Origin of the sequence: Halorussus lipolyticus (assembly GCF_029338375.1) — an archaeon.
GTDB classification, from domain to species: Archaea; Halobacteriota; Halobacteria; order Halobacteriales; family Haladaptataceae; genus Halorussus; species Halorussus lipolyticus.
The window spans coordinates 34,473-53,756 of record NZ_CP119806.1; the positions used below are offsets into that span (position 1 = coordinate 34,473).

Genomic DNA, 19,284 nt, shown 5'->3' on the forward strand with positions numbered 1-19,284 from the left:
ATTGCTAGGCGGACTCGAAGGCGACGAGTCGCTGTCGAAATGGATCAACTAGAAAGAGACATCCTGCACCGACGGCGGGCGCGGCGAACGTGGCCGGATCGAATGCTGTCTCCCAAAGCTTCCGCCCAGAGAGCTTCACTTGGAGACCGTTTCCATGTCGGATTGCGACCGCGCGGTGGCTCGGTGCGATGATGGCGTTCTCGAGTACCGGCGATGGAGACGACATGACGGTCGTCCGAAGGTCGAACGACCAGCGGGTCTCACCACTCTTGGGGTTGAGTTCTCGGACTGTATCGCCGTCTTTGGCGTATACTGCATCGCCGGATAGCGTTGGTGCGGAGGTCCCACCAATGTCATCGCGCGACCAGCGACCTGAGCCGTCGAGAGTGAACGCTCGGAGCTGTTTGTAGCCCTGTGCGTAGACACCGCGCTCGCCGACGGAGACGCCCAGCGCGTACCTCACGTCGTCCCGCCAGCGCTGTTCGCCTGTCTTGCGGTTGAGTGCGAGGACGCCATGCCGTACAGGGACGTACACCCGGTCTTCGGTCACCGCGGGCGCGATATTCCCTGTGACGCTGACAGAGTCCGGAATATTATACTCGTGATATTCGAGCGGTTCGAGACCGTTGTATCGCCACAACTCCTCGCCGTTCGAGAGCGCGACAACGGCGTTGCTGGTCCGAGCATAAACTGTGCCCTTCCGAAGAGTGAGTGCATATACTGCGTCGTCGCCGACTTTCCGTGCCCACTTTCTATTGCCGTCTGTCGCGTCGTAGGCGTAGACGAATGCGCCTTCCTCATCGGTCGTTCGGTCGTAGGCTGGCACGTAGACTGTCGAACTATCGGAATCGTAGGCAGGTGTCCCACCGGGTTCGTGCGGGAGGTCAGCTTCGAAGGTACGCTTGCCGCTCGTGGCTCTAATTGCAGTAAGCGTGTTCTGCGTAGCGATGAACATTCGACGATCACCGACGATGGGAGAAGTGTAGGGCCAGCCGCCAATATGAGCGTCCCATGCTTCGGTGACCTTCGAGGGTACGGTCGCATTCGGATAGAAGGCGGTGTTCGTCGGAGTACGGGCTACCTGCGGCCAGTCGCCTAACGGGAGCGACCCAGACTCTTCGAAGGTAGCACAGCCAGCGAGACCAGTTGTGAGTCCACTGGCCGCGGTGAGGAGGGCTCGCCGCGAGAACGTTGGAGAGGGCATCATCGGAGTAGTCCCATTGATACTGGAAAAGTTTTCTGAATGATTATATCTTGGTTCTCGACCAAGAGTCCCGAAAATCCTGTTACTCACCCTCTGCGTTCAGTTCGCCTGAACGAGAATTTATCGGGCTACAGCGTGAGCAATAGCTGATTCGACGGATTCCACATGCCTTCCGATGACTCCTCTCCGACTTCCTCCGAACGACAGTATATTCGAATCCAGCCGACCACCGACTCGCTCTCGGTCGATTCGGTAACGACGCAGTTTACTCGTCTCCATCGTTTCCTCATGAACGACGACGAGCGCTCGTGGTCACGACGACTCGTCTCGAAGACTGATCCAGACCCGAGGACACTCGAATGGCTCTTCGTCGCCTCACCCGATGGTCGCCTCGAATACTACGTCGGGCTACCCACATCCGACGACGACCGAGAACTCGAGTCGCTCGAAGGACTCCTCCGAAGTCTCTTTCCGGATAGCTACGAACTCGACCGATCCTCGTTCGACCTCGATGAATTCCTCGGCTTCCGATTACTCGACGAGCACACGGCCGACGATTTCGAGACCCTCAATCCTCCGACGGACGATTCCCAACGAACGACACCTCGCCTCCGGAAACCTTTTGGAACTACTGAATCGTCTCCATGCTCAGTCACCATCTTCGTCGGGGGGAGAATTTCGTTCGAGAAATGAAAGAGAACGCTACGTCAGAAGGGAGTGATGAAAGCACGCCTTCGCTTCAGCAGTCAGGGCAAGTTTCGCAACAATTGGTCTTACAGTACGAGGCCTACCCACTCCGGTAATCACCGTAGGTACAGTTTCCGGAACAACACTACCAACTGCCGCAGAAGAAACAGTCCTGACCACCGATACAAGCGGACGTATTGACTGAGAGTCGTTGCCCGAAGTGTAGATTTCGCTCGTTGCCATGATACTCACGAGGGTCTTAAACACGTCGCGGTGGAGCAACAGCAGAGTTGACTGCTGTGGCGAAAGCCCGGTCGCGAAACGGCACGTGGGCCGTGAGCGGCCCGGACCGTGGAGGTGGTGGGAGGTGGCGGTGACCGCACCACACCAGCAAAAAAGGGGGTACTCGGGCTATTCCCACCAGCGACCGCGCTCAGGGAACTGGATGGTCGTCCACCCGGTCACGGCCAACGAGACGCGCCCTTCGTACCAGTTCCGGGCCGCTCCGCGAATGCACACTTGCTCGCCTTCCTCCATCCATGGCGCTCGCGAGTTTTTCCAGACCGTCACTCGAACTCGCCCGCTTTCGTCCGCGATAAGGCCGACTTGCGCGATACTTGGATGCGATGGCTCCCACAACGTCTCGACACGCCCGGAGATGCTCACCTCCTTGCGATTCACGTCTTCGAGTTTGCCGATTGGAATCACCTGTCCCGGGGCCGTCTGCAATTCTTCGTGGACGCCGACGACTGCACTCATCAGGCTCGCTCCTTCGACCACGCGCTCGGCCAATCGCCGACTGATCGCCGCTCTCGTCCACCCATCCAACTTCTCGCTCAATCGCTTCGCCTGTTCGTTCACGCTCGATAGTTCGTCCTGCGACAGCTCCTCGCGTGGGTCCGGCCGCTCCGGGTCTGCCATGGGGGTCACGCTTGCCGCCCGCTTCTGGAACTCTCGACGCCGCTCTTTGCTCCGTTTCGCCGCGATGTCTCGCGCTCGTTCTGCCCGACCATCCTGCCGACTGACTTTAGCTCTGACACTAATTCGCTCTAGTTCCGCTTCCCGCGCCCGAATGCGCTCCTCCTGTTCGAGGGTCGCACCCTGAATTCGTTCGTTGTTCGTCTCCTTGATTCCGTCCGGATGGTTCGCATCTACCTTCGCCTGCGTCTCCTGCTCAACCGTCGCCCTCATCTCGGGAGTCTCCTTGACGACCTCGAAGCCATCCGCATCGACTTCCGTCTCGTCCGCCTGTTCGAGTGCCTGTTCATCGACCGAAACGACCTTGCCGCTTGCGTTGTTACTAGACATTGGTCTTACCGACCTGAAGGCGCTCACGCGCCCGACACCGCGATGTCCTACCATCGCGGATTTCCTCGACAACCACAACCAACAGACTCATCTGCGCTCTCGCTCGCGCCTTCGCGCGCCCCTTGGGGCGCGAGCGAGAGCGCACCCGGAGAGGGGACGCATCCAGCACCGCGCGCCGTCTCGGCCGCCGCGAGCGTCCAGCGGAGTATGCGTCGCGGGGTGAGCACCTACGGCGCGCAACCCCCGGTGGATACCCGCTGGCGTCGAGACCAGATTCACTTTAGCCCGGACCGGGCGCTCGCGGTGTGGAGAGCGCCCGCATGCCCGGAATGGTCGGTCGCGAGTGACGCGGCGGTCTCGTGAGCGAAGCGAACGAGACGTCGGTGAGCTTGCTCACCGGAAGCCGGTAAGCGGCGAGCGGGGCGGGCCGTTGAGAGTCACTTGTCTTGTCGGCCATATCGTTCGGGGAGTCAACCACCGTCCTGGCGGACTCAGAAAGGGCGAGGCCGTCTCGGTCGTCCCCCGACCCTGCAAGCACCACAGGCACGAGGAGCGCAGTCGTGGTCGCGGGATGCCGAGCGGCCGAGGGCTTTCAAGGGAAGGGTCTTGTCGGTCCTCGCTGTGTTGTATTCTCGACAGAGCCGTCCTCCAGCCGTCCGGATTCAACCTTCCGTCGAGTAGGACGGACGAAGCTCCCCGACGTTCAAGTAGCGGCCGTCGCCCTCTCCTTATGGACTTCCCTGTAACAGTCGCGCAATACAGAGCGTGATCGATAACGCGGGGAAAGTTATTTACCGTGAAGAGTTCACGCGCAAGTATGTCGTTGCCGTTCTCACGGCCATCACTCGACTAAATGCTTTCTAAATCGATTCCCGGAACCGTACTGGTCCTTCTTGGTGGAGTGGTTCTGCTGGCTGGAAGCCTATATGGAATGGCTCTCGGCTTTACTGAACTGCTTTCACCGCCACCTTCTGGCCCAACGCCAGCCGGAAACAGTAACATCTTCAGTTCCGTTGGGGTCCTTCTTTTAATTGGCTCGGCAATTATCGTTCTTGGTGGACAGCTGATAGGGTACTCCAGATAAATCCGCACCACAAATTGCGTACGTCACCTGCTGTCACACCTGAAGGACCTCAACAGAGTTAGGCTTCTCTTCTGTCCCGCCCGCTCTTGAACGCCAGCGTCGAGGGAATAGCAGAACTCACCACGGCCTCTTTGGAAATCTCAACAAACACATGGTGTTAGCTGGATTTACTCCGCGTCCGTCGGTTCGACGACCGCCGACGACCGCACTTCAAGACATACCCACCGCTAGCCAACCTAGAGAGAACAGGACTGCTCGGGCTTCCTTGGGAAGCGTGGGATAGTTCCTAGAGCGATTGCGTGGTGTGGACGGGGGTATGGTGACACCCCGTCGTGGTGGCTGTGCTAACACCACCTGCAAGCCGACTCGCCATCACTCGCCCTCGACGCTGGCGTCGTGAAGTTGGACGACGAGTCGGTGTTCGCCCGCCTGATTCTTATCCACGCGAACGGTACGTGGTGAGATGGCCGCGAGGTCCTCGATTTTCTCGAAGATGCGTTTGAGTTCGCTCGAGGCGAACGTCCGGTCAAAGTACGCGTTCAGGAACGGCCGAACTGCTGGGGCGGTGTAGACGACGCGCTGGCCGTTCGCATCCGAGACCACTCTCCCCCATTCGTCGGGGTGTTCGAGGAGTGCTTGGGCGCGTTCGTGGACGGGGTAGACGCGGTCGGTAACGGCGTCAGGCCCCTGCTGGACGAGTCGCACGATTTTGTCTTTTTCGATTAGGTCAGCGTCCGATACGTCGATGTCGGCTTCGTCGGCAATGTCCGAGAGCCGTTGTTTCAGGCGGGCGTCTGCTTGACTTCGCGTCTGTTGCTCGGTCTGGATGGTGTCGTGGAGATCGTGGACGTCCTCGCGCACATCCGCCTTCGCGCGAGCAATCTGTTGGGTGCGGTCTTTCTTGAGGCCCTCCTCGGCCTGCTTGCGGGCGTGGTGTTCTGCTTGGAGGTCACCTCGGAGTTCTTTAATCTCGGTTTCTTGGCGGTCGATAGTCGCCTGTTGGTCGTCCACATCGCTCCGGAGGTTCTGGACCTCCTCGCGGAGCTGGCGGACTTCCGTGGCGAGTTCTCCGATAGTCATTGCCGACACGGGTGTCTCGGCGTCTGGCTCAGACGACATGCGCGGTCACTCCCTCGTCGGCGTCGGTCTGACGGCGTAGAGTCGATCGAGCAGATGATTCAGCTAGTCGTGCGGGAGATTCAAGTCCCCGCGTCATGATTGCGTACATGGCTTCCGTAGGGTGCTTACGGAGGCTCACGCGGACTCGATGGTCCTAACATCGGGGTCCGCTTTTTGTGATGGACCTATCGGCGAGCGACAGGTCTGAGATTGTGTCTCCGTGAGTTCTCGTTTAGAGCCACACCTCATAAGCTTTGATACCAAGTAGTGTTATAGACAAACCAGAAGGTGTTAGAAGCAGATGGGTGATATGCAGTTATGGCAGTTGCGGAACCAGAGCGGAGTAATGCGTCCGTTGGTGTCTTGGATGACCAAATCTGATCCTGCTATCCTCGAATTCTTCGAGGAACAAGACATAGCCATGCCACCAGCGGTGGTCTCGTTCAATATTCAGGGCGTCTCGCATCCGACGGTCAAGCGGCGAATGCCAGAATTGGCCAATCACAGACTATTGGAAAAAGTCGAAGGGAAGCGCGGATACTATCGGATTACTGAAAGGGGTCGACAGTATCTTGCCGGAGAGCTTGATGCGAGCGAACTGGAAGACGACGTATAACTGGTTCCGTGTCTCTTCTCCTTAAAATCGCTAATTGTCGAAATCCTGTTTTAAACGTCAGGTTAGGTGGTCACTTTGTTAATTCGTCCGGTAGGGGACCATCCCCGAAGTTGTCAGTAACAATTTGGCATTTATTCAGGAATCCAAGCGTCATTCGCTTTGTCGTTTATAAGTGAATGTATATACTGGGATCCGAAAGCGTTTCTCTCGGGTGACTGACGCCTCTGAGTTTATAATAGCAGAGTAACGGTACTTCGTGAGTAGCGAAATAGACTGAGTGGAGCAGAAATCTATGTATATTGAGACTCCAGATAATGGTGTCACGTGCATGTATCCTGGCGACTGTATATATTCACGTCAAAACTATGGTGTTATGCAAAAACATCGTGTCCACCCTTTTAAGGAGATGAGTAGTATACCTAGCATCGTGGCTTTCACCAAAGAAGAATGAATATCGTAAGTACAATGCGAACTGGTTTTGTAGGGCGCGAGATGGACTTAGAACCGCTCGTTAGCGACCTTCAGTCACAACATGGTAAAGTAATGAATGCGAATTTTCGTGGCGATTCTATGGTGACCGTTCGATTGGAAGAAGCTGGCCCTGCTTACACGATCTATTGAACGGGTTCATTCCAAATCCGGGGTGCTGAGACTGAAGCGGATTTAGTTTCGGCTGAGAATCGTTTTCGAGAGGCGCTAGATGAGCTTGAGATCGAAATAGATAATTACGAGTTTGAGCACGTCACTTCGGTGTTCCTGGAAAGCCTGAACCAAGAGATAGATCTTGAAGCTGCGGCGATTGCTTTAGGTCTGGAAAACACCGAGTATGAGCCGGAATAATTGCCAGGACTCATTCATCGCCTTCCTTCATTCGGGGTCACCTTGCTGGTCTTCGCAAGCGGGAAGATCATCATCGGTGGAACTACCGAAAGAGATCAAGCTCTCGAAGCGGTGAATCAGCTACATGATCAATTGAGCACCATAGAACGCGTTTGAACTTCTCGCTCCTAAATGAAAGTATCAATCTGATCCAAAAGATACGCGACCGCCTCTTCCGCAGAATCAACGGCCGTTGTCCCCGTGATGATCACCTTCTCAGAACCGAAGATTAACATTACACAGTCATGGTCCGTCGGTCGGTAAACTAATCCGGGAAATTGCTCTGGCTCATACTCAGTGAATTCTAGCTCTAGTCCGATAGCAAGTGCTGAGAGATCCAGTTGTTGGTCAATGTCGGCCATACAGACGTAGTTCTGAATTTTATACCATTCGTCCTCGGCCTTCGAAAGTATACTATGTTCTGTGAGTAACTGGAGAAATTTTGTGCGTGTAGATGATGCTTCCTCTTCTGAGCCCGCTCCGGTAATTATGTACTTCCCTGTACGGTAAACCGTAATTAGCGGTGCAGAGTCATTAAGGCGGAAATAGGAACCAGGATATTTCTCTGGGTCGTAATCAAGGTCGTGTTTAGTTAAGAGTGAAGGATGAGGCGAGTGTGATTTTGTGCTGGTTCATGGCCAAAATCACCCGCCTCAGCGGTTGTAGTGACTGGATCGACTTGGAGTTTGTGGAGCGTGAACGGACACCGCCCCGACTGATGAAGCTCGGTATTCGATTGCATCTCGCCGGATTATCACTCTCGAATACCGTCTCAGAACTTGAGAAATCCGGTGTCCAACGGAGTCGGAAAGCGGTCCACGATTGGGTACAAAAAGCCGGTCTACAGCCCACTGACGGTGAAAATCCGAATCAAATTGCGGTGGACGAAACAGTGATTCGCATCGATGATGAGCAGTATTGGCTGTACGCCGCCGTCGATCCAGCGACGAACCACCTACTTCATGTTCGGCTATTTTCAACGTACACAACCGCTCTAACCCAGATTTTCCTCCGGGAACTCCGGGAGAAACACGACGTCGAAGGGAGTCTGTTTCTCGTCGATGGCGCATCCCACCTCCAGACTGCGCTTGACCGTGCAGGCCTCCGATTTCAGTACGAACGCCACGGAAATCGGAATAGCGCCGAACGTGTCTTCCGTGAAATAAAACGACGAACCTCCTCGTTCAGCAATTGTTTCAGCCACGTCGAACCAGCAACTGCTGAAACATGGCTCCAAGCGTTCGCCGTCTGGCACAATTCCACTAACTAAACACGATGGTAATCAACCACCTCGCTTAATTCATGAGCTACAGCCTCTAGATCGATCTCTACGTCCAGAGAGCCCGAAGCGACGACGTTCTCTACGCTAACTATTTTGTGATCTTCTGTATCACGTTTCTCATCTCGCCAAATAATAAACTGTGGTAACTGACTCCCCTTTGCCGCTGGTCTTTGCTGGATCCATAAACCGGCATGAATTGCAGCTGTCCAGATGGACCGTAGGTTCATATACGAAAACGTAGGGAATTACCCTCGGATGAATCACCGACAACTTGCGGGCGTTTCCCAAGAGTATAAATGATGATGGCGAGAAAGGCCGTCAACCGAAATATGTCTGTCCGAACTCCTATCGAAGGTCTCGCCTCAATCGAAGACGGAGGCGATGTCATCGACTATTTGCTCGACTCAGAGGGGCTAAACTACAGTACCTTCGTTAAGGTGCCGAGTGGAATAAAGCGCAATCAAGGAAGGAACGATTGGTACGAGGCGCACTTAGTTGATGAGAATGGTGGCGGCATCATTCGATACATTGAACTTGAAGCGTCTGGGGATGCCCCTGCATTTAGCGATCTGAAGAGACATCTGAAACGTCACGGTAGCCCGATTAACGAACTATTTACTGTCATTGCGTACAGGGAATCTGACGAGGGGCCACTGACCAGTCCCCTGAACGACGACCTAACGTTCCTTCATATTGAGGAGCAGTTCTCTTCAGAAGATGTCGAGGTGACCTTCGATCTCAACTACTTCACCGTCAAGCGGTTTGGTGTCGAGCCAGCCTATCTCGACTATCTTGAGGACCTTACGGTGGACTCTGGACAAGGCCGACCGAGTCTCGAAGGCGACATCGAGGATGTCTTCTCCATTCGAGAGGTCACGCGTAGCTTCTACCAAGATTTTGGCGAGATATTCCGCGAAGACCTTCAAGATGCGATTCACAGTCTGGAAAACCCGGAGGAGAATCTCAACGCTTACACGAGAACTGTCGTCAACCGAGTGTTATTCCTGCTGTTCATTGAGGAGAAGAGATGGCTCGACGGGGATGTTGACTATATCGAGAACAAGTACGAAGAAGTAGCCGAAGAGCCTGATGTGCACGTCTATGACGACTTCTTCGAGCCGTTGTTCTTCGAAGCACTCTCAGAGGAAGGGACGACTGAGTCCGAGACACTCGGCCGGATTCCCTTCCTTAATGGCGGACTCTTTGAGCGCAAGGACATCGAGAAGAATGTCAAAATCGACGAGGCATTCTTCGATAAGCTCCTCAGCCCAGAGGAGAACGACTCCGGTAACCCAGAGGGACTCCTCCGCCGTTACAAGATCTCCCTGCGCGAGTCGAATCCAAGCGAGCAAGAACTCGTTGTAGACCCAGAGTTCATCGGGCGCATCTTTGAGATGTTTATGCAGAAGGACGACCGCGCCGATCTGGGTGCATTCTACACACCGAAGCCGATCACCGCCTATATGACAAAAAATGCCCTCAAGCAGCACTTGCTGGGCCAGACAGATATCACACACGAGGAGGCGGTATCACTGGTGACCGATCACACTACACCGGATTCCCTCTCTGAGAGCCAGATTGAGGCCCTTGACGATGCGCTCCGCTCCGCGACCGTATTAGATCCAGCTGTAGGTAGCGGTGCGTTCATTATCGCTATGCTAGAGGAGCTCGTCGCGGTATCAGAGGCGCTGGACTCCAGCTGTGGCGACGACCGGAGTCGATTCCAACTTAAGAAGGAATTCATTGCCGACACGCTCTACGGTGTCGACATTGATGCTACCGGCATCGAAATGTGTAAATTCCGAGTTTGGCTCCACCTGATGCAGGATCTCAAGCATGTGAGTCACGAGGAGTTCCTTGAGGCCAACGAGAAATTCGCCCTGCCAAACCTTGGATTCAAATTCTTTGTCGGGAATAGCCTCGTCGGCGAACACGACCCGACACGTGTGGACGTTAGTTCCTATCAGGAGACGCTCACTGGTGGACTCAGTAGTACCCTAAAGGAGATTCACCAGACGCGAAAGGAGTTCCAGACTGCGCATGGCGAGAATAAAGACCGCCTCAGCGAGCAACTGGAAAAACTCACGACGGAACTGGAAGCTCAGTTAGCTGTGAAAGAGAAGGGTGGCTGGATGGCTGAAGCTGCAGAAGCAGCGGAATCTAGCTTTACTTGGACTACGAATATCCCGGAAGTGATTCTGGACGGTGGCTTTGATATAGTCATTGGGAACCCACCGTACGAGGGCCAAGAGGGAGCAGAATACAAGAGCGAGCTCGGAGATTTCTACTCGGAAAAAGAAGGGTTCAGATACTACTCTAAAACAGATCTGTTCCAATTTTTCGTCCACCGTGGGTACGAACTCGCCAATAGCGAGGGAGTATTCACATACATAATGTCTGATACCTTCTTCACCCAAATAAACAAAACTGACGTTCGATCCACTCTACTTGACGAGTTGGACGAACTGACCCGTGTGAACCCGGATGCCTTCGATGCATCTGTGGAGACAGCGATATTCTCACTGAGTAAGTCCAGCAACAAGTCGAACGAAGTACGACTCAATGATAGCTATGATGTCGATATTAAGTCGTATCCGCAATTGTTGACCCCGATTAACAACGATGAATCGTACTCTGTCACAATAGGAGACGTATCGTATGAGACCAAGAGATCACATCTAGGGGAGCACACCATCTATCAGTTGAATAGGGAACTCTATAGAAAGTCGATAAATAACTCATTCTTTACACCGACAGAGCTAAACACCGAGATATTCGGAGAATTCATCGCGCCGTTTAATTCAGTCTACGACCGCTGGCAAAAGGAGATCGCAGACGTATCGAACCTTGAAAACAGTCTGCCAGAGGTAGAATCCCTGATACAAGAGACAAGTCCCGGAGAAATTCTTCCGTTCGGCCTGCTGACCGTCGGTGGACAGGGCATCTCAATGAGAACCAATAAGGACTTCATCCACGTGTTGGAGGGGACAAAAAAGGCCAAAAGAATCGAGGAGGAAGATTCCTATAGCCGGAGTAAACTCTATAAGACTGTCAAAGAAGAGAAGGTCATACACGATGCCAGTCAGCTCTCTGAGGAAGAGAAGTTACATGGCGTTGCTAATGATGCTGACCGAACCTTCGTGAAGGTGACACGGGAAAGCAAAAGTCGGGATCTCTATTTCTGTCCGACTGACGAGTTCGTGGAGTGGTCACGCGATAACGTCGATAAGCTCAAGGACCAAGGAGTTCCCCGGAACGACCAGTACTACCTGAATCAGGGAATCGCAACGAAGCAAGGAGGTGGGGTCAGAAATCTGGAGTGCCGGATGATTGAGCCATCTGTATTTACGAATACAAATCTTGTCTTCTTCAGTATCGACGAGGAGAAAGCTGACCTGAAGTATATGATGGCCATTCTCAACTCCACTTTCTCCGGATATATCGCTAAGAATTTCCTCAATCGGATCGGGCTATCGACACGGGACGTGCGTCGACTACCGATCAAAATCCCGGACGACGATGAGAAGGAGAAGATAGTCGGGTTGGTGGAAGATGCGATTCAGATCCAGAAAAAGCGACCCGACGTTTTAGACGACCCCGATATGGACGCTATCGAGGAAATAGATCGAAAGCTCGACGAAGCGGTCGCGGAGCTTTACGGGGTTGACTTGGAGAGGCTCGAAAATGGGATCTGACGAAGGAGACAATCCGGACTGGTCCGGCTACTCTGACGTCCTTGACAACCGCGAGTATGATGTCGCCGAGCGAGCGAATGCCCTCGCGCCTGAAGCCGAGACCATCCGAATCGCTGTCGGCTACTTCTACCTCGGTGGATTCGATCTTCTGAGGGAAAATCTCCGAGGGGCCGAACGTGTCGAACTCCTCATCGGGACCGATACAGATCAGCGCACCATCGATGAACTAGAACGCGGGTTCGCTGACGACCTAGAAGAGTACGACCGATCTGAAGCCCAAGAGGGGATCAATCGACTTTACGAGCTCATCCAAGAGGAGAAGGTGGATGTGCGGGTGTATGACGACAGTCGATTCCATCCAAAGCTCTATCTCTTCGAGCATCCGGCGGGTTCCCCGGACCTGGGTCGGGCGATCATCGGCTCTTCAAACCTCTCCGCCAGCGGCCTCCGCGGAAACGTCGAACTGAACGTTGAAAAGAAGGACAACAACACTATCCGGTATCTCGGCGAGTGGTTCGAGGAGATCTGGACGGAGGCCAGCGAATTCGACACGAATTTGATGTCCGCCGAAATAGAGAAGTCGCAGTTCGGAGACGACCTGCCGGACACCTCCAAGGGAGAAGGTGGGTCATCGGTTGCCGAGGTGGAAACGATTTCACCGTACGAAGCAACGAAGCGGTTTATTGTTGAGCAATTCTCCCGAGACGTTCGAGAGGGCACCCTACTTCAGGACATCACCGGCGATTACGAAGAGCAACTCACTGCGTTCCAGCAAGACGCGTTCAGGGCAGCCCGTCGTCCGCTCGAAAAATACAACGGTGTGGTTTTAGCAGACAGTGTCGGGCTCGGCAAGTCATACATCGGAGCACCGCTTGTACAGGACTATACGAGTTCCCGAGACGATGTTCTCGTCATTGCTCCCAAACGGCTGAAGCAGATGTGGATGCAGGAGCTCCTTGATGCGGACACAGGAGAGTTCCCGACGACTGCCGAGAAGACGTTCATCAGTTTCAACAAACTCTCCCGGCTTTCTGAGAAGGAGATTCAGCGGCTCCGTGGAGTTGATCTGATCCTCGTCGACGAGGCTCATAATCTCCGAAACACCGGCACACAGCGGTACGACAAGCTCCAGTCAATCGGTCGGAAGGGCAAGAAGTTCGTGATGCTTACCGCGACGCCGATCCATAACTCTGTCCGGGATGTGGACAATCTGATCAAGGTATTCGCCGACGACGACGACTTCGACATCGAGCTGAAGGGTTTGTCACCGAGCGAGATTTTCAAACAGTACGACCGACTCTCTAGCGAAGAAGACAAGTCTTCGAGCACTCAGAGCCGGATTTCAGAGCTTGAAGAGCTCATCGAGTCGATAATGAGGGAGGTGATTATTTCGAGGGATCGTAAGTACATTCTCAACAACTATGATGACATCACTATCGGAGACCGGGCCATTAGCGTTCCTGACCGAAAGCCCCGTCTCGTTACACCCGATGACCCTCGCCTTGACGAACTCTATAGCGACATCGTCGATACGGTCATCGGCTCGGATGACTCCGAGAACTCCGGATTGAACATTCCCTACGTCAGCGCTGATCGGTATGACGCCGATGGAGATGAAGAGGAGGAGTTGATCATAGAGTACCAGAATGCGAGCATTCTGATGCTCATCAACCTCCTCAAGCGTCTTGAGAGCAGCCTCGCCGCATTCGAGAGCTCTGTCGAACGCCTCATAGAAAGAGAAAAAATCACACGCCACATCGCTACTGGCGAGTTAGAGGATGCCGAAGATCGGAAGGACGCAGTTGATCAGATACGAGATACCTTCGAGGACGATTTCGCCAAGGACGTTGACTTTGAGGACGTTGCAGAGGCGATCAATCGAGTTAGTCCGTCTAAAAGAGACGAGATCGTCGCGGATATCGACGAAGACCTACAGGAACTGGATCGTATAAAACGGCAAGCACAAAATGCACTTCAGACCAAGGAAGACGGGCGAACTAAGGACGCAAAGGCAGAACGTCTGCGTGGATTAATCGACCGAGAGCTATCAGACGAGAAGGTTCTCATATTCAGCCAATACGTACCCACAATTACGCATCTCTTTAAACAACTAACTGATGAGAATCCAACGCACACTAACGTTGCTACGCTTGGTCAAGATCCGAGTAGTCCTACTGTCGGATTTGTCCACGGGGGCAGCGGGTTCGACGAGAGAATTATTGAGCGATTCGCTCCAGAGGCTCAAGAAGCCGACGTTACCCCCGGTGAAGAGATTGACATCCTGTTTGCAACCGACGTATTGGGGGTCGGACAGAATCTCCAGGATGCGCGAGTTATCGTGAATTACGACCTTCACTGGAACCCGATGAAGATGGAGCAGAGAATTGGGCGTATTGACCGCATCACAACGCGACATGACGAACTGTGGATCTACAACTTTGCTCCGACAGGTGACCTACGGAAGCAACTCGGGCTTGTTGAGCGGATCCAAGAGAAAATCGAAGACATTGCAAACACCTTCGGTCATGCCGCCCCCATCCTAGATACTGCTGAAGAGCAAGTACACAAGACGCTCATCACTTACGAGCGACTAGAAGAAGGCGGTGCAGAGTTTGGGGACGAACGGTTGGAGGGTATTGGGTCGAAGTACGACGATCTCAGAAACGTCGTTCGAGCATTCTGTGAAGGGAATAATGTCGAGATTGAGGAACTTCAGGAAACCTATGATGCCGTTGAAGACAGGTCGGAACCGCAGTATTTCGTCTCCCCTGGCGAAGAAGGATACGTCTCACTCGCACATTTAGAACACAGTAGTGGACGCACTGAATGGCGAACCACTATCTTCGATTCGGATCGGGTACAAAGCACTACAATCGGGGGACAAACGGTCTTCACCCAATTCCCACGGCTAGAGACAGATGAAGTTCGTGTGTTCGAGACAATATCCTCTCCCGATACCACTCGCCACGCAATCCCGGAGGATGATTTTGAGGAATTGAAATCCTTCGTAAGTGAGCTGGGTACGCCGAGTACGTGGCAAAACGACATTTTAAGCCGGCAGAGTGGCGATAGTGATGTCGTTACTGACATCAAACAGTTATGTCGTCAGATTGCGGACAGCAATGAGGACGTAAGTGGAGAAGCAGAGCATATCCTCGGTCTACTGGATGATCACGAGATGAGCGACTGGGCAGAGGGTCAATTACGTACGATCCACCGTAGACGGCGTCGATACGGAACTAACGGCACAATTCGTAGGATACATCATAAGCTCACGGAAGAGATCGAATTAGTTGATCCAGAAACTGTTACGGAAGCGGATGTCGCGCTTGCCGGCCAATTAGACGAAAGCACATCCGAGACATAATCGAAGTATCTCGAAGAGGTCTTGGGAACTCCCTTGCTTCTGGAAGATCTCTGTTGTGTGGAAGGCAGAGTAGGTCTTTTGATTTTATGTCCTTAGGTACACCCTCTAAGAGAGAACCGGAAACGCGCCACCTGGTTTTTCCGTTAGGATAGCTATCAGATCACCAAATCGAAATAGCACTCAGGTCTATCCAGTGTTGGGAGAAGGTGATAAGCGGCCGAAAAAAGCGAATGTTAGAAAGAGCTCAGTTGGCAGATAGTGTTGTCATTCAATCATTATGCGATATTTGGTGCGCGTTGGCGCTCCTTTTTAGCCTAAGTATCCCAATCAACGGATTCCGTTTCGGCGCTCTGCCAACGGCATTCTTCTTCAGCGGCAGCTGTCGACGACTTGCGGGCGTCTAGATAGGCCGAAATGTCCCCGAATGCGTTCTCACCTTCCATTGGTGAACTTGACTATAGCATGAATTCATGCGATAGACTCGTCAAAGACTTCTCGATAGGCGTTGGCACCTGACTGCAGCAACTCTCGGAGTCCTTCCGTGTCGGGGTTGTTCCGGATTTTCAGCAGCTTTCGGCAGTCATCGGTTTCTCGGATTGTAACTTTGTAGTCGCGTTCCATCGGCCCCACGGGCCACAGCCGCGTTCATTGGTAAGATCAGCAATAACAGCATTCCCGTTTCAGGGGAGTTTGTATTCCGCGATCTCGGTTGGTCCACAGTAGGAGCAGGGCTCTGTCTGTGAGTTAACAGTCGTCCCACACTGCCGACACTCATAGACCGTCGTTGATTTGCTTTGCCTCGCTAAGAGACGGTAGAGAAGTTGCAGAACGCTCATCTACGGGTCCCCCCGAATCGGGCACTGGTTCCCGCGCGACGCCTCGTCCCATGAGCGCGGGATGACGCCGCGATGCTCAATCACGTCGGCATACTCGCGGAGGAGATCAACGAGCACGAGTTCGGGGACCCCGGCTTGTGCTTGCAGGAGTAGCCAGCGTTTGAGGTCTTGTTCGACTGTGTCGATACGACTCTGGCCAAACGGACGTTGAGTGTTCTCAGTCATTGTTGTGGCGCGACCTCGCGGGTCGCGCCTGCACCCCTACAGGCGCACACAAACTCCCCGAATGCCACATGTCACAACACGCCATCGTGAGGACCGATGACCGCCGTCTCGTCACGACTCCATGCTCGGAGTTTTTCAACCATGTACGTCCGTGCCTCCCCGGGCGTGAATTCACCGTCGTCAACGCGGTCACCGACGATGTCTTTCAACGCTTGGAATTGGCCGTGGCTGTACTCCTCGGGACGGGGTTCGCCGTCCCGCCAACTGACGGACTGGAGGACGCCATTGCCTGTCGTCTCTGAGGACTCGACAGCCTCAGCGTCGTACTCGAGACCAAGCCAGCGTGTTCGGTACGCCCTCACCTCGAAGTCCTCTGTGACCACGTAGAAGGCTTCGTGGTGGAGATAGTCGAGATACTCCGAGTAGACTTCGTCCAATGAAACTCCCACGGCGATTGGGTCTGGGTTGACTGGTGTCTGTGACTGTCGGTTGACGGCGTATGCGTCGGCGGTCGTCTTCGTGCTTGATTGCAGGGCTTCGTACTGGTCGTGAGCCCATTGGGTTGGGTGGTCACCACCGAAGGGCGTCTCTGACGTGAGTTGGTGTTTCAGCTGGTAGTCAAGGGCTCCGTTATGCGAGTAGTGGAGGGTATGCGATGCGTCTGGTCGTTCGTAGGCGATGAGTGCGCGATATCCCATGTGGAATCAGCGGGGCCACCGAGGTGCGCCCGCAGTCCTGCCGGGCGCACAAAAATCGATAACGGCGCAATAGTAAAATCGTAATTAGTAAAATCGTGATTTAGATAATCGTTAGTATTATCTTCAGCTGGCTCGAAGGAGGGGTATGGCTTATCCGCGCTTTGTTAACCGAGAGGACGAACTTGAGATGTTGCACTCACGGTTTGAGAGTGATACCGCAGAATTGCTCGTTGTGTATGGACGTCGCCGACTCGGCAAGAGCGCACTCGTTCGTGAAGCAATCGAAGACCGAGATGACGCAATCTACTGGCAGGCGACCGAGGAGACCCCGGAAGTACAACTTACGAACTTCATTGAGACTGCCCGTGAGACATTTCCGCTGATTGAGGACATCAAGCGAGACTGGGAAGCACTCCTCCGAGTTCTCGGACGTCAAAATGCAGTTGTCGTTCTTGACGAATTCCCATATCTTATCGAATCGGATGATGCGCTGCCCTCGAAGATTCAGCGTGTGTGGGACATGCACCTCGAAGAAACTGAGATAACGCTCGTTCTCGTTGGCTCATCGATCAGTATCATGGAAGAGAAGGTACTGAGTGGTGGAAGTCCACTCTACGGTCGGCGGACAGCCACGATTGATTTGCCACCACTCGAACTTGAAGATGCACGCCAATTCTATCCGGAAGACGACCCGGATTCAGTCATTCAGACATGGGGGGTTTTCGGAGGTACTCCGTACTACTTGCAGGCGCTCACTCCGTCTGCATCACTCACTGAGAACGTGCAATCACATGTGCTCTCAGAACATGGCGTGCTCCATAACGAGCCAGAGTTTCTGTTACGAACGGAGTTTGGGATTCGTGAGCCTCAGACCTACTACACAATCCTCAGAGCGATCGCCATGGGCAAGCGTGAAGCGAATGAGATTGCTGACTTCGCTGGCATCGATTCGAACGCACTCGGGTCATACCTCTCGAAGCTCCGGCGACTCCGATTGGTTGAACGAGATATTCCGGTAACGGCGAACCCGAACTCGACTCGGAAAAGCCGGTATCGGCTGAAAGAACCGTTGTTCCGCTTCTGGTTTCGATACGTCTACGGGCGAGAAGGGAAACTCGCACAACTTGGCGAGGACGCCTACGAACAACTCGTTGAGACGACGTTCTCGGACTACATGGGATCAATGTTCGAGATCGTCTGCCAGAATCAACTCCCGTCGTTAGTCCCGAAAACATATCAGGGGATCGGCTACTGGTGGCACAAACATCATGAACTTGACGTTGTCGGGTTGGCGAGCGACGGGACGCTCGTCGCTGGTGAGTGCAAATACACGACCCGAGAAATGACAGAAGGCGATTTAGCCGACCTCGAACGAAGTGCAACACACGTCCAGTGGACGCCACCGAACGGCGGGTCGCCCGACTACCACTACTGCTGCTTCTGTCGGTCTGGCTTCTCAAATGGACTTCAACAGACTGCAGACGAGCGAGATGATGTCTCGCTGTTCACACCCACCGATATCGTAGAATCTAGTTAATAGAGTTTACGCGCTTCCTCCCACCCCTAAAGGGGGGTTTCCGCGCTGTACTGCTGTGGTGGCTCAAGATGGCTGAATCGTCCACAGGGGGGGAATGAATGGGGCCGGGTGCTCGCGTCCGAAGGACGTGGTCGGTTCTGCGGGCGACTATCTGTGCCGACTAGTGCTGAGAGGCACAGATATCTTGCAGAGCAACCGCGAGCACCCGGGGGCGTTCGAGGATGTCGTCGCTACTGTTTCGAGGAGCCTCCATCTTAACCAACAGTCGCTCCCGAGTAGTACCGCGTGTTGGTTAATGATTTGGGCTTGCTGGAATTGTCTGCTGTTGAGAGACGTGACTTGTGGGAGCAATGCAGTCCCAATACCGTATGTTTATATCGTGCGACCAGAACCAATCGGGGCGTGGGATACCCTGTTTCTCCCCAAATCCCCATTGGGTATCCCACGCCTGAGCCTGACCTCGTAGACACGTACCATACAGTGCGTCACCCCGCCGAGATCGTTTTGTACTACAGGTCAAGTACAGAAATCGCATTCCTACAGACGGCAGTTCTCGAAAGCACCGCTAGAGATCACCCTCACTCGCGAGGGGGCTGTCACTGTCGTACTGGAGACGCTCGGATAATGGTGGGTGGTCCGGGAATTGAGCTCGATACTCCGTAATAGCGTCAGCACACGTCGTGTGGAGTTGCGTCAGAAAGTCCTCCGCATTCATCTCATGGTATCGAACGAAGGCTTGCTCAGTAT

General features: G+C 53.8%; 13 protein-coding genes and 1 pseudogene. 7 read left to right on the top strand and 7 right to left on the bottom strand.

The window, feature by feature from the left end:
* Window positions 1–4: 4 nt before the first annotated feature.
* On the bottom strand, window positions 5–1,207 hold the full coding sequence (locus P2T57_RS19230) for an outer membrane protein assembly factor BamB family protein (protein WP_337250815.1): 1,203 nt from the start codon (window positions 1,205–1,207) through the stop codon (window positions 5–7).
* Between the two features lie 285 nt (window positions 1,208–1,492).
* Between P2T57_RS19230 and P2T57_RS19235 the strand changes: the two genes are divergently transcribed.
* Window positions 1,493–1,897, top strand: coding sequence for a hypothetical protein (locus P2T57_RS19235; protein ID WP_276302599.1), 405 nt, complete (start codon window positions 1,493–1,495; stop codon window positions 1,895–1,897).
* Between the two features lie 405 nt (window positions 1,898–2,302).
* On the opposite strand, the gene P2T57_RS19240 is transcribed toward P2T57_RS19235, so the two are convergent.
* Window positions 2,303–3,199 carry a DNA-binding protein gene (locus tag P2T57_RS19240; protein WP_276302600.1) on the bottom strand — a complete coding sequence of 299 codons (897 nt, stop codon included), beginning with the start codon at window positions 3,197–3,199 and terminating at the stop codon, window positions 2,303–2,305.
* A gap of 1,456 nt (window positions 3,200–4,655) precedes the next feature.
* Window positions 4,656–5,363, bottom strand: coding sequence for a hypothetical protein (locus P2T57_RS19245; RefSeq protein ID WP_276302601.1), 708 nt, complete (start codon window positions 5,361–5,363; stop codon window positions 4,656–4,658).
* A gap of 340 nt (window positions 5,364–5,703) precedes the next feature.
* Between P2T57_RS19245 and P2T57_RS19250 the strand changes: the two genes are divergently transcribed.
* Both P2T57_RS19250 and P2T57_RS20395 read left to right on the top strand, forming a co-directional pair.
* Entirely contained in the window at window positions 5,704–6,018 is a 315-nt protein-coding gene (locus P2T57_RS19250; RefSeq protein WP_420028561.1) for an ArsR family transcriptional regulator, read from the top strand.
* Window positions 6,019–6,858: 840 nt separating this feature from the next.
* On the top strand, window positions 6,859–7,014 hold the full coding sequence (locus P2T57_RS20395) for a hypothetical protein (protein ID WP_420028562.1): 156 nt from the start codon (window positions 6,859–6,861) through the stop codon (window positions 7,012–7,014).
* A gap of 11 nt (window positions 7,015–7,025) precedes the next feature.
* Here P2T57_RS20395 and P2T57_RS20305 read toward each other — a convergent pair whose 3' ends face one another.
* Together P2T57_RS20305 and P2T57_RS19260 are read right to left on the bottom strand one after the other, a co-directional pair.
* The gene (locus P2T57_RS20305) at window positions 7,026–7,310 is read right to left on the bottom strand and encodes a hypothetical protein (RefSeq protein ID WP_420028563.1); all 285 of its coding nucleotides are present in this window, start codon (window positions 7,308–7,310) and stop codon (window positions 7,026–7,028) included.
* 18 nt (window positions 7,311–7,328) lie between these two features.
* A pseudogene (locus P2T57_RS19260) lies at window positions 7,329–7,472 on the bottom strand (TATA-box-binding protein); the annotation flags it as partial.
* Between the two features lie 59 nt (window positions 7,473–7,531).
* Here P2T57_RS19260 and P2T57_RS19265 point away from each other — a divergent pair.
* The 3 genes from P2T57_RS19265 (at window position 7,532) to P2T57_RS19275 (ending at window position 15,241) form a co-directional block, all read left to right on the top strand.
* A complete protein-coding gene (locus tag P2T57_RS19265) occupies window positions 7,532–8,167 on the top strand; it encodes an IS6 family transposase (protein WP_276302602.1) in 636 nt (211 codons plus the stop codon).
* A gap of 341 nt (window positions 8,168–8,508) precedes the next feature.
* Entirely contained in the window at window positions 8,509–11,874 is a 3,366-nt protein-coding gene (locus P2T57_RS19270; protein WP_276302603.1) for an Eco57I restriction-modification methylase domain-containing protein, read from the top strand.
* Window positions 11,864–15,241 carry a helicase-related protein gene (locus P2T57_RS19275; RefSeq protein ID WP_276302536.1) on the top strand — a complete coding sequence of 1,126 codons (3,378 nt, stop codon included), beginning with the start codon at window positions 11,864–11,866 and terminating at the stop codon, window positions 15,239–15,241. The genes P2T57_RS19270 and P2T57_RS19275 overlap by 11 nt, the downstream gene beginning before the upstream one ends.
* 836 nt (window positions 15,242–16,077) lie before the next feature.
* On the opposite strand, the gene P2T57_RS19280 is transcribed toward P2T57_RS19275, so the two are convergent.
* A complete protein-coding gene (locus P2T57_RS19280) occupies window positions 16,078–16,302 on the bottom strand; it encodes a hypothetical protein (RefSeq protein ID WP_276302537.1) in 225 nt (74 codons plus the stop codon).
* A 71-nt stretch (window positions 16,303–16,373) separates the two neighbouring features.
* Window positions 16,374–17,000, bottom strand: a complete 627-nt coding sequence (locus P2T57_RS19285) for a DUF6735 family protein (protein WP_276302538.1) — start codon at window positions 16,998–17,000, stop codon at window positions 16,374–16,376.
* A 145-nt stretch (window positions 17,001–17,145) separates the two neighbouring features.
* Here P2T57_RS19285 and P2T57_RS19290 point away from each other — a divergent pair, with 145 nt between their 5' ends.
* On the top strand, window positions 17,146–18,537 hold the full coding sequence (locus tag P2T57_RS19290) for an ATP-binding protein (RefSeq protein ID WP_276302539.1): 1,392 nt from the start codon (window positions 17,146–17,148) through the stop codon (window positions 18,535–18,537).
* Window positions 18,538–19,284 lie beyond the last annotated feature (747 nt).

Bases quoted from the DNA above. Each gene is read 5' to 3' on its own strand.
- P2T57_RS19230 (WP_337250815.1), bottom strand. From the start codon at position 1,207: ATGATGCCCTCTCCAACGTTCTCGCGGCGAGCCCTCCTCACCGCGGCC.
- P2T57_RS19235 (WP_276302599.1), top strand. From the start codon at position 1,493: ATGAACGACGACGAGCGCTCGTGGTCACGACGACTCGTCTCGAAGACT.
- P2T57_RS19240 (WP_276302600.1), bottom strand. From the start codon at position 3,199: ATGTCTAGTAACAACGCAAGCGGCAAGGTCGTTTCGGTCGATGAACAG.
- P2T57_RS19245 (WP_276302601.1), bottom strand. From the start codon at position 5,363: ATGACTATCGGAGAACTCGCCACGGAAGTCCGCCAGCTCCGCGAGGAG.
- P2T57_RS19250 (WP_420028561.1), top strand. From the start codon at position 5,704: ATGGGTGATATGCAGTTATGGCAGTTGCGGAACCAGAGCGGAGTAATG.
- P2T57_RS19265 (WP_276302602.1), top strand. From the start codon at position 7,532: ATGGCCAAAATCACCCGCCTCAGCGGTTGTAGTGACTGGATCGACTTG.
- P2T57_RS19270 (WP_276302603.1), top strand. From the start codon at position 8,509: ATGTCTGTCCGAACTCCTATCGAAGGTCTCGCCTCAATCGAAGACGGA.
- P2T57_RS19275 (WP_276302536.1), top strand. From the start codon at position 11,864: ATGGGATCTGACGAAGGAGACAATCCGGACTGGTCCGGCTACTCTGAC.
- P2T57_RS19280 (WP_276302537.1), bottom strand. From the start codon at position 16,302: ATGACTGAGAACACTCAACGTCCGTTTGGCCAGAGTCGTATCGACACA.
- P2T57_RS19285 (WP_276302538.1), bottom strand. From the start codon at position 17,000: ATGGGATATCGCGCACTCATCGCCTACGAACGACCAGACGCATCGCAT.
- P2T57_RS19290 (WP_276302539.1), top strand. From the start codon at position 17,146: ATGGCTTATCCGCGCTTTGTTAACCGAGAGGACGAACTTGAGATGTTG.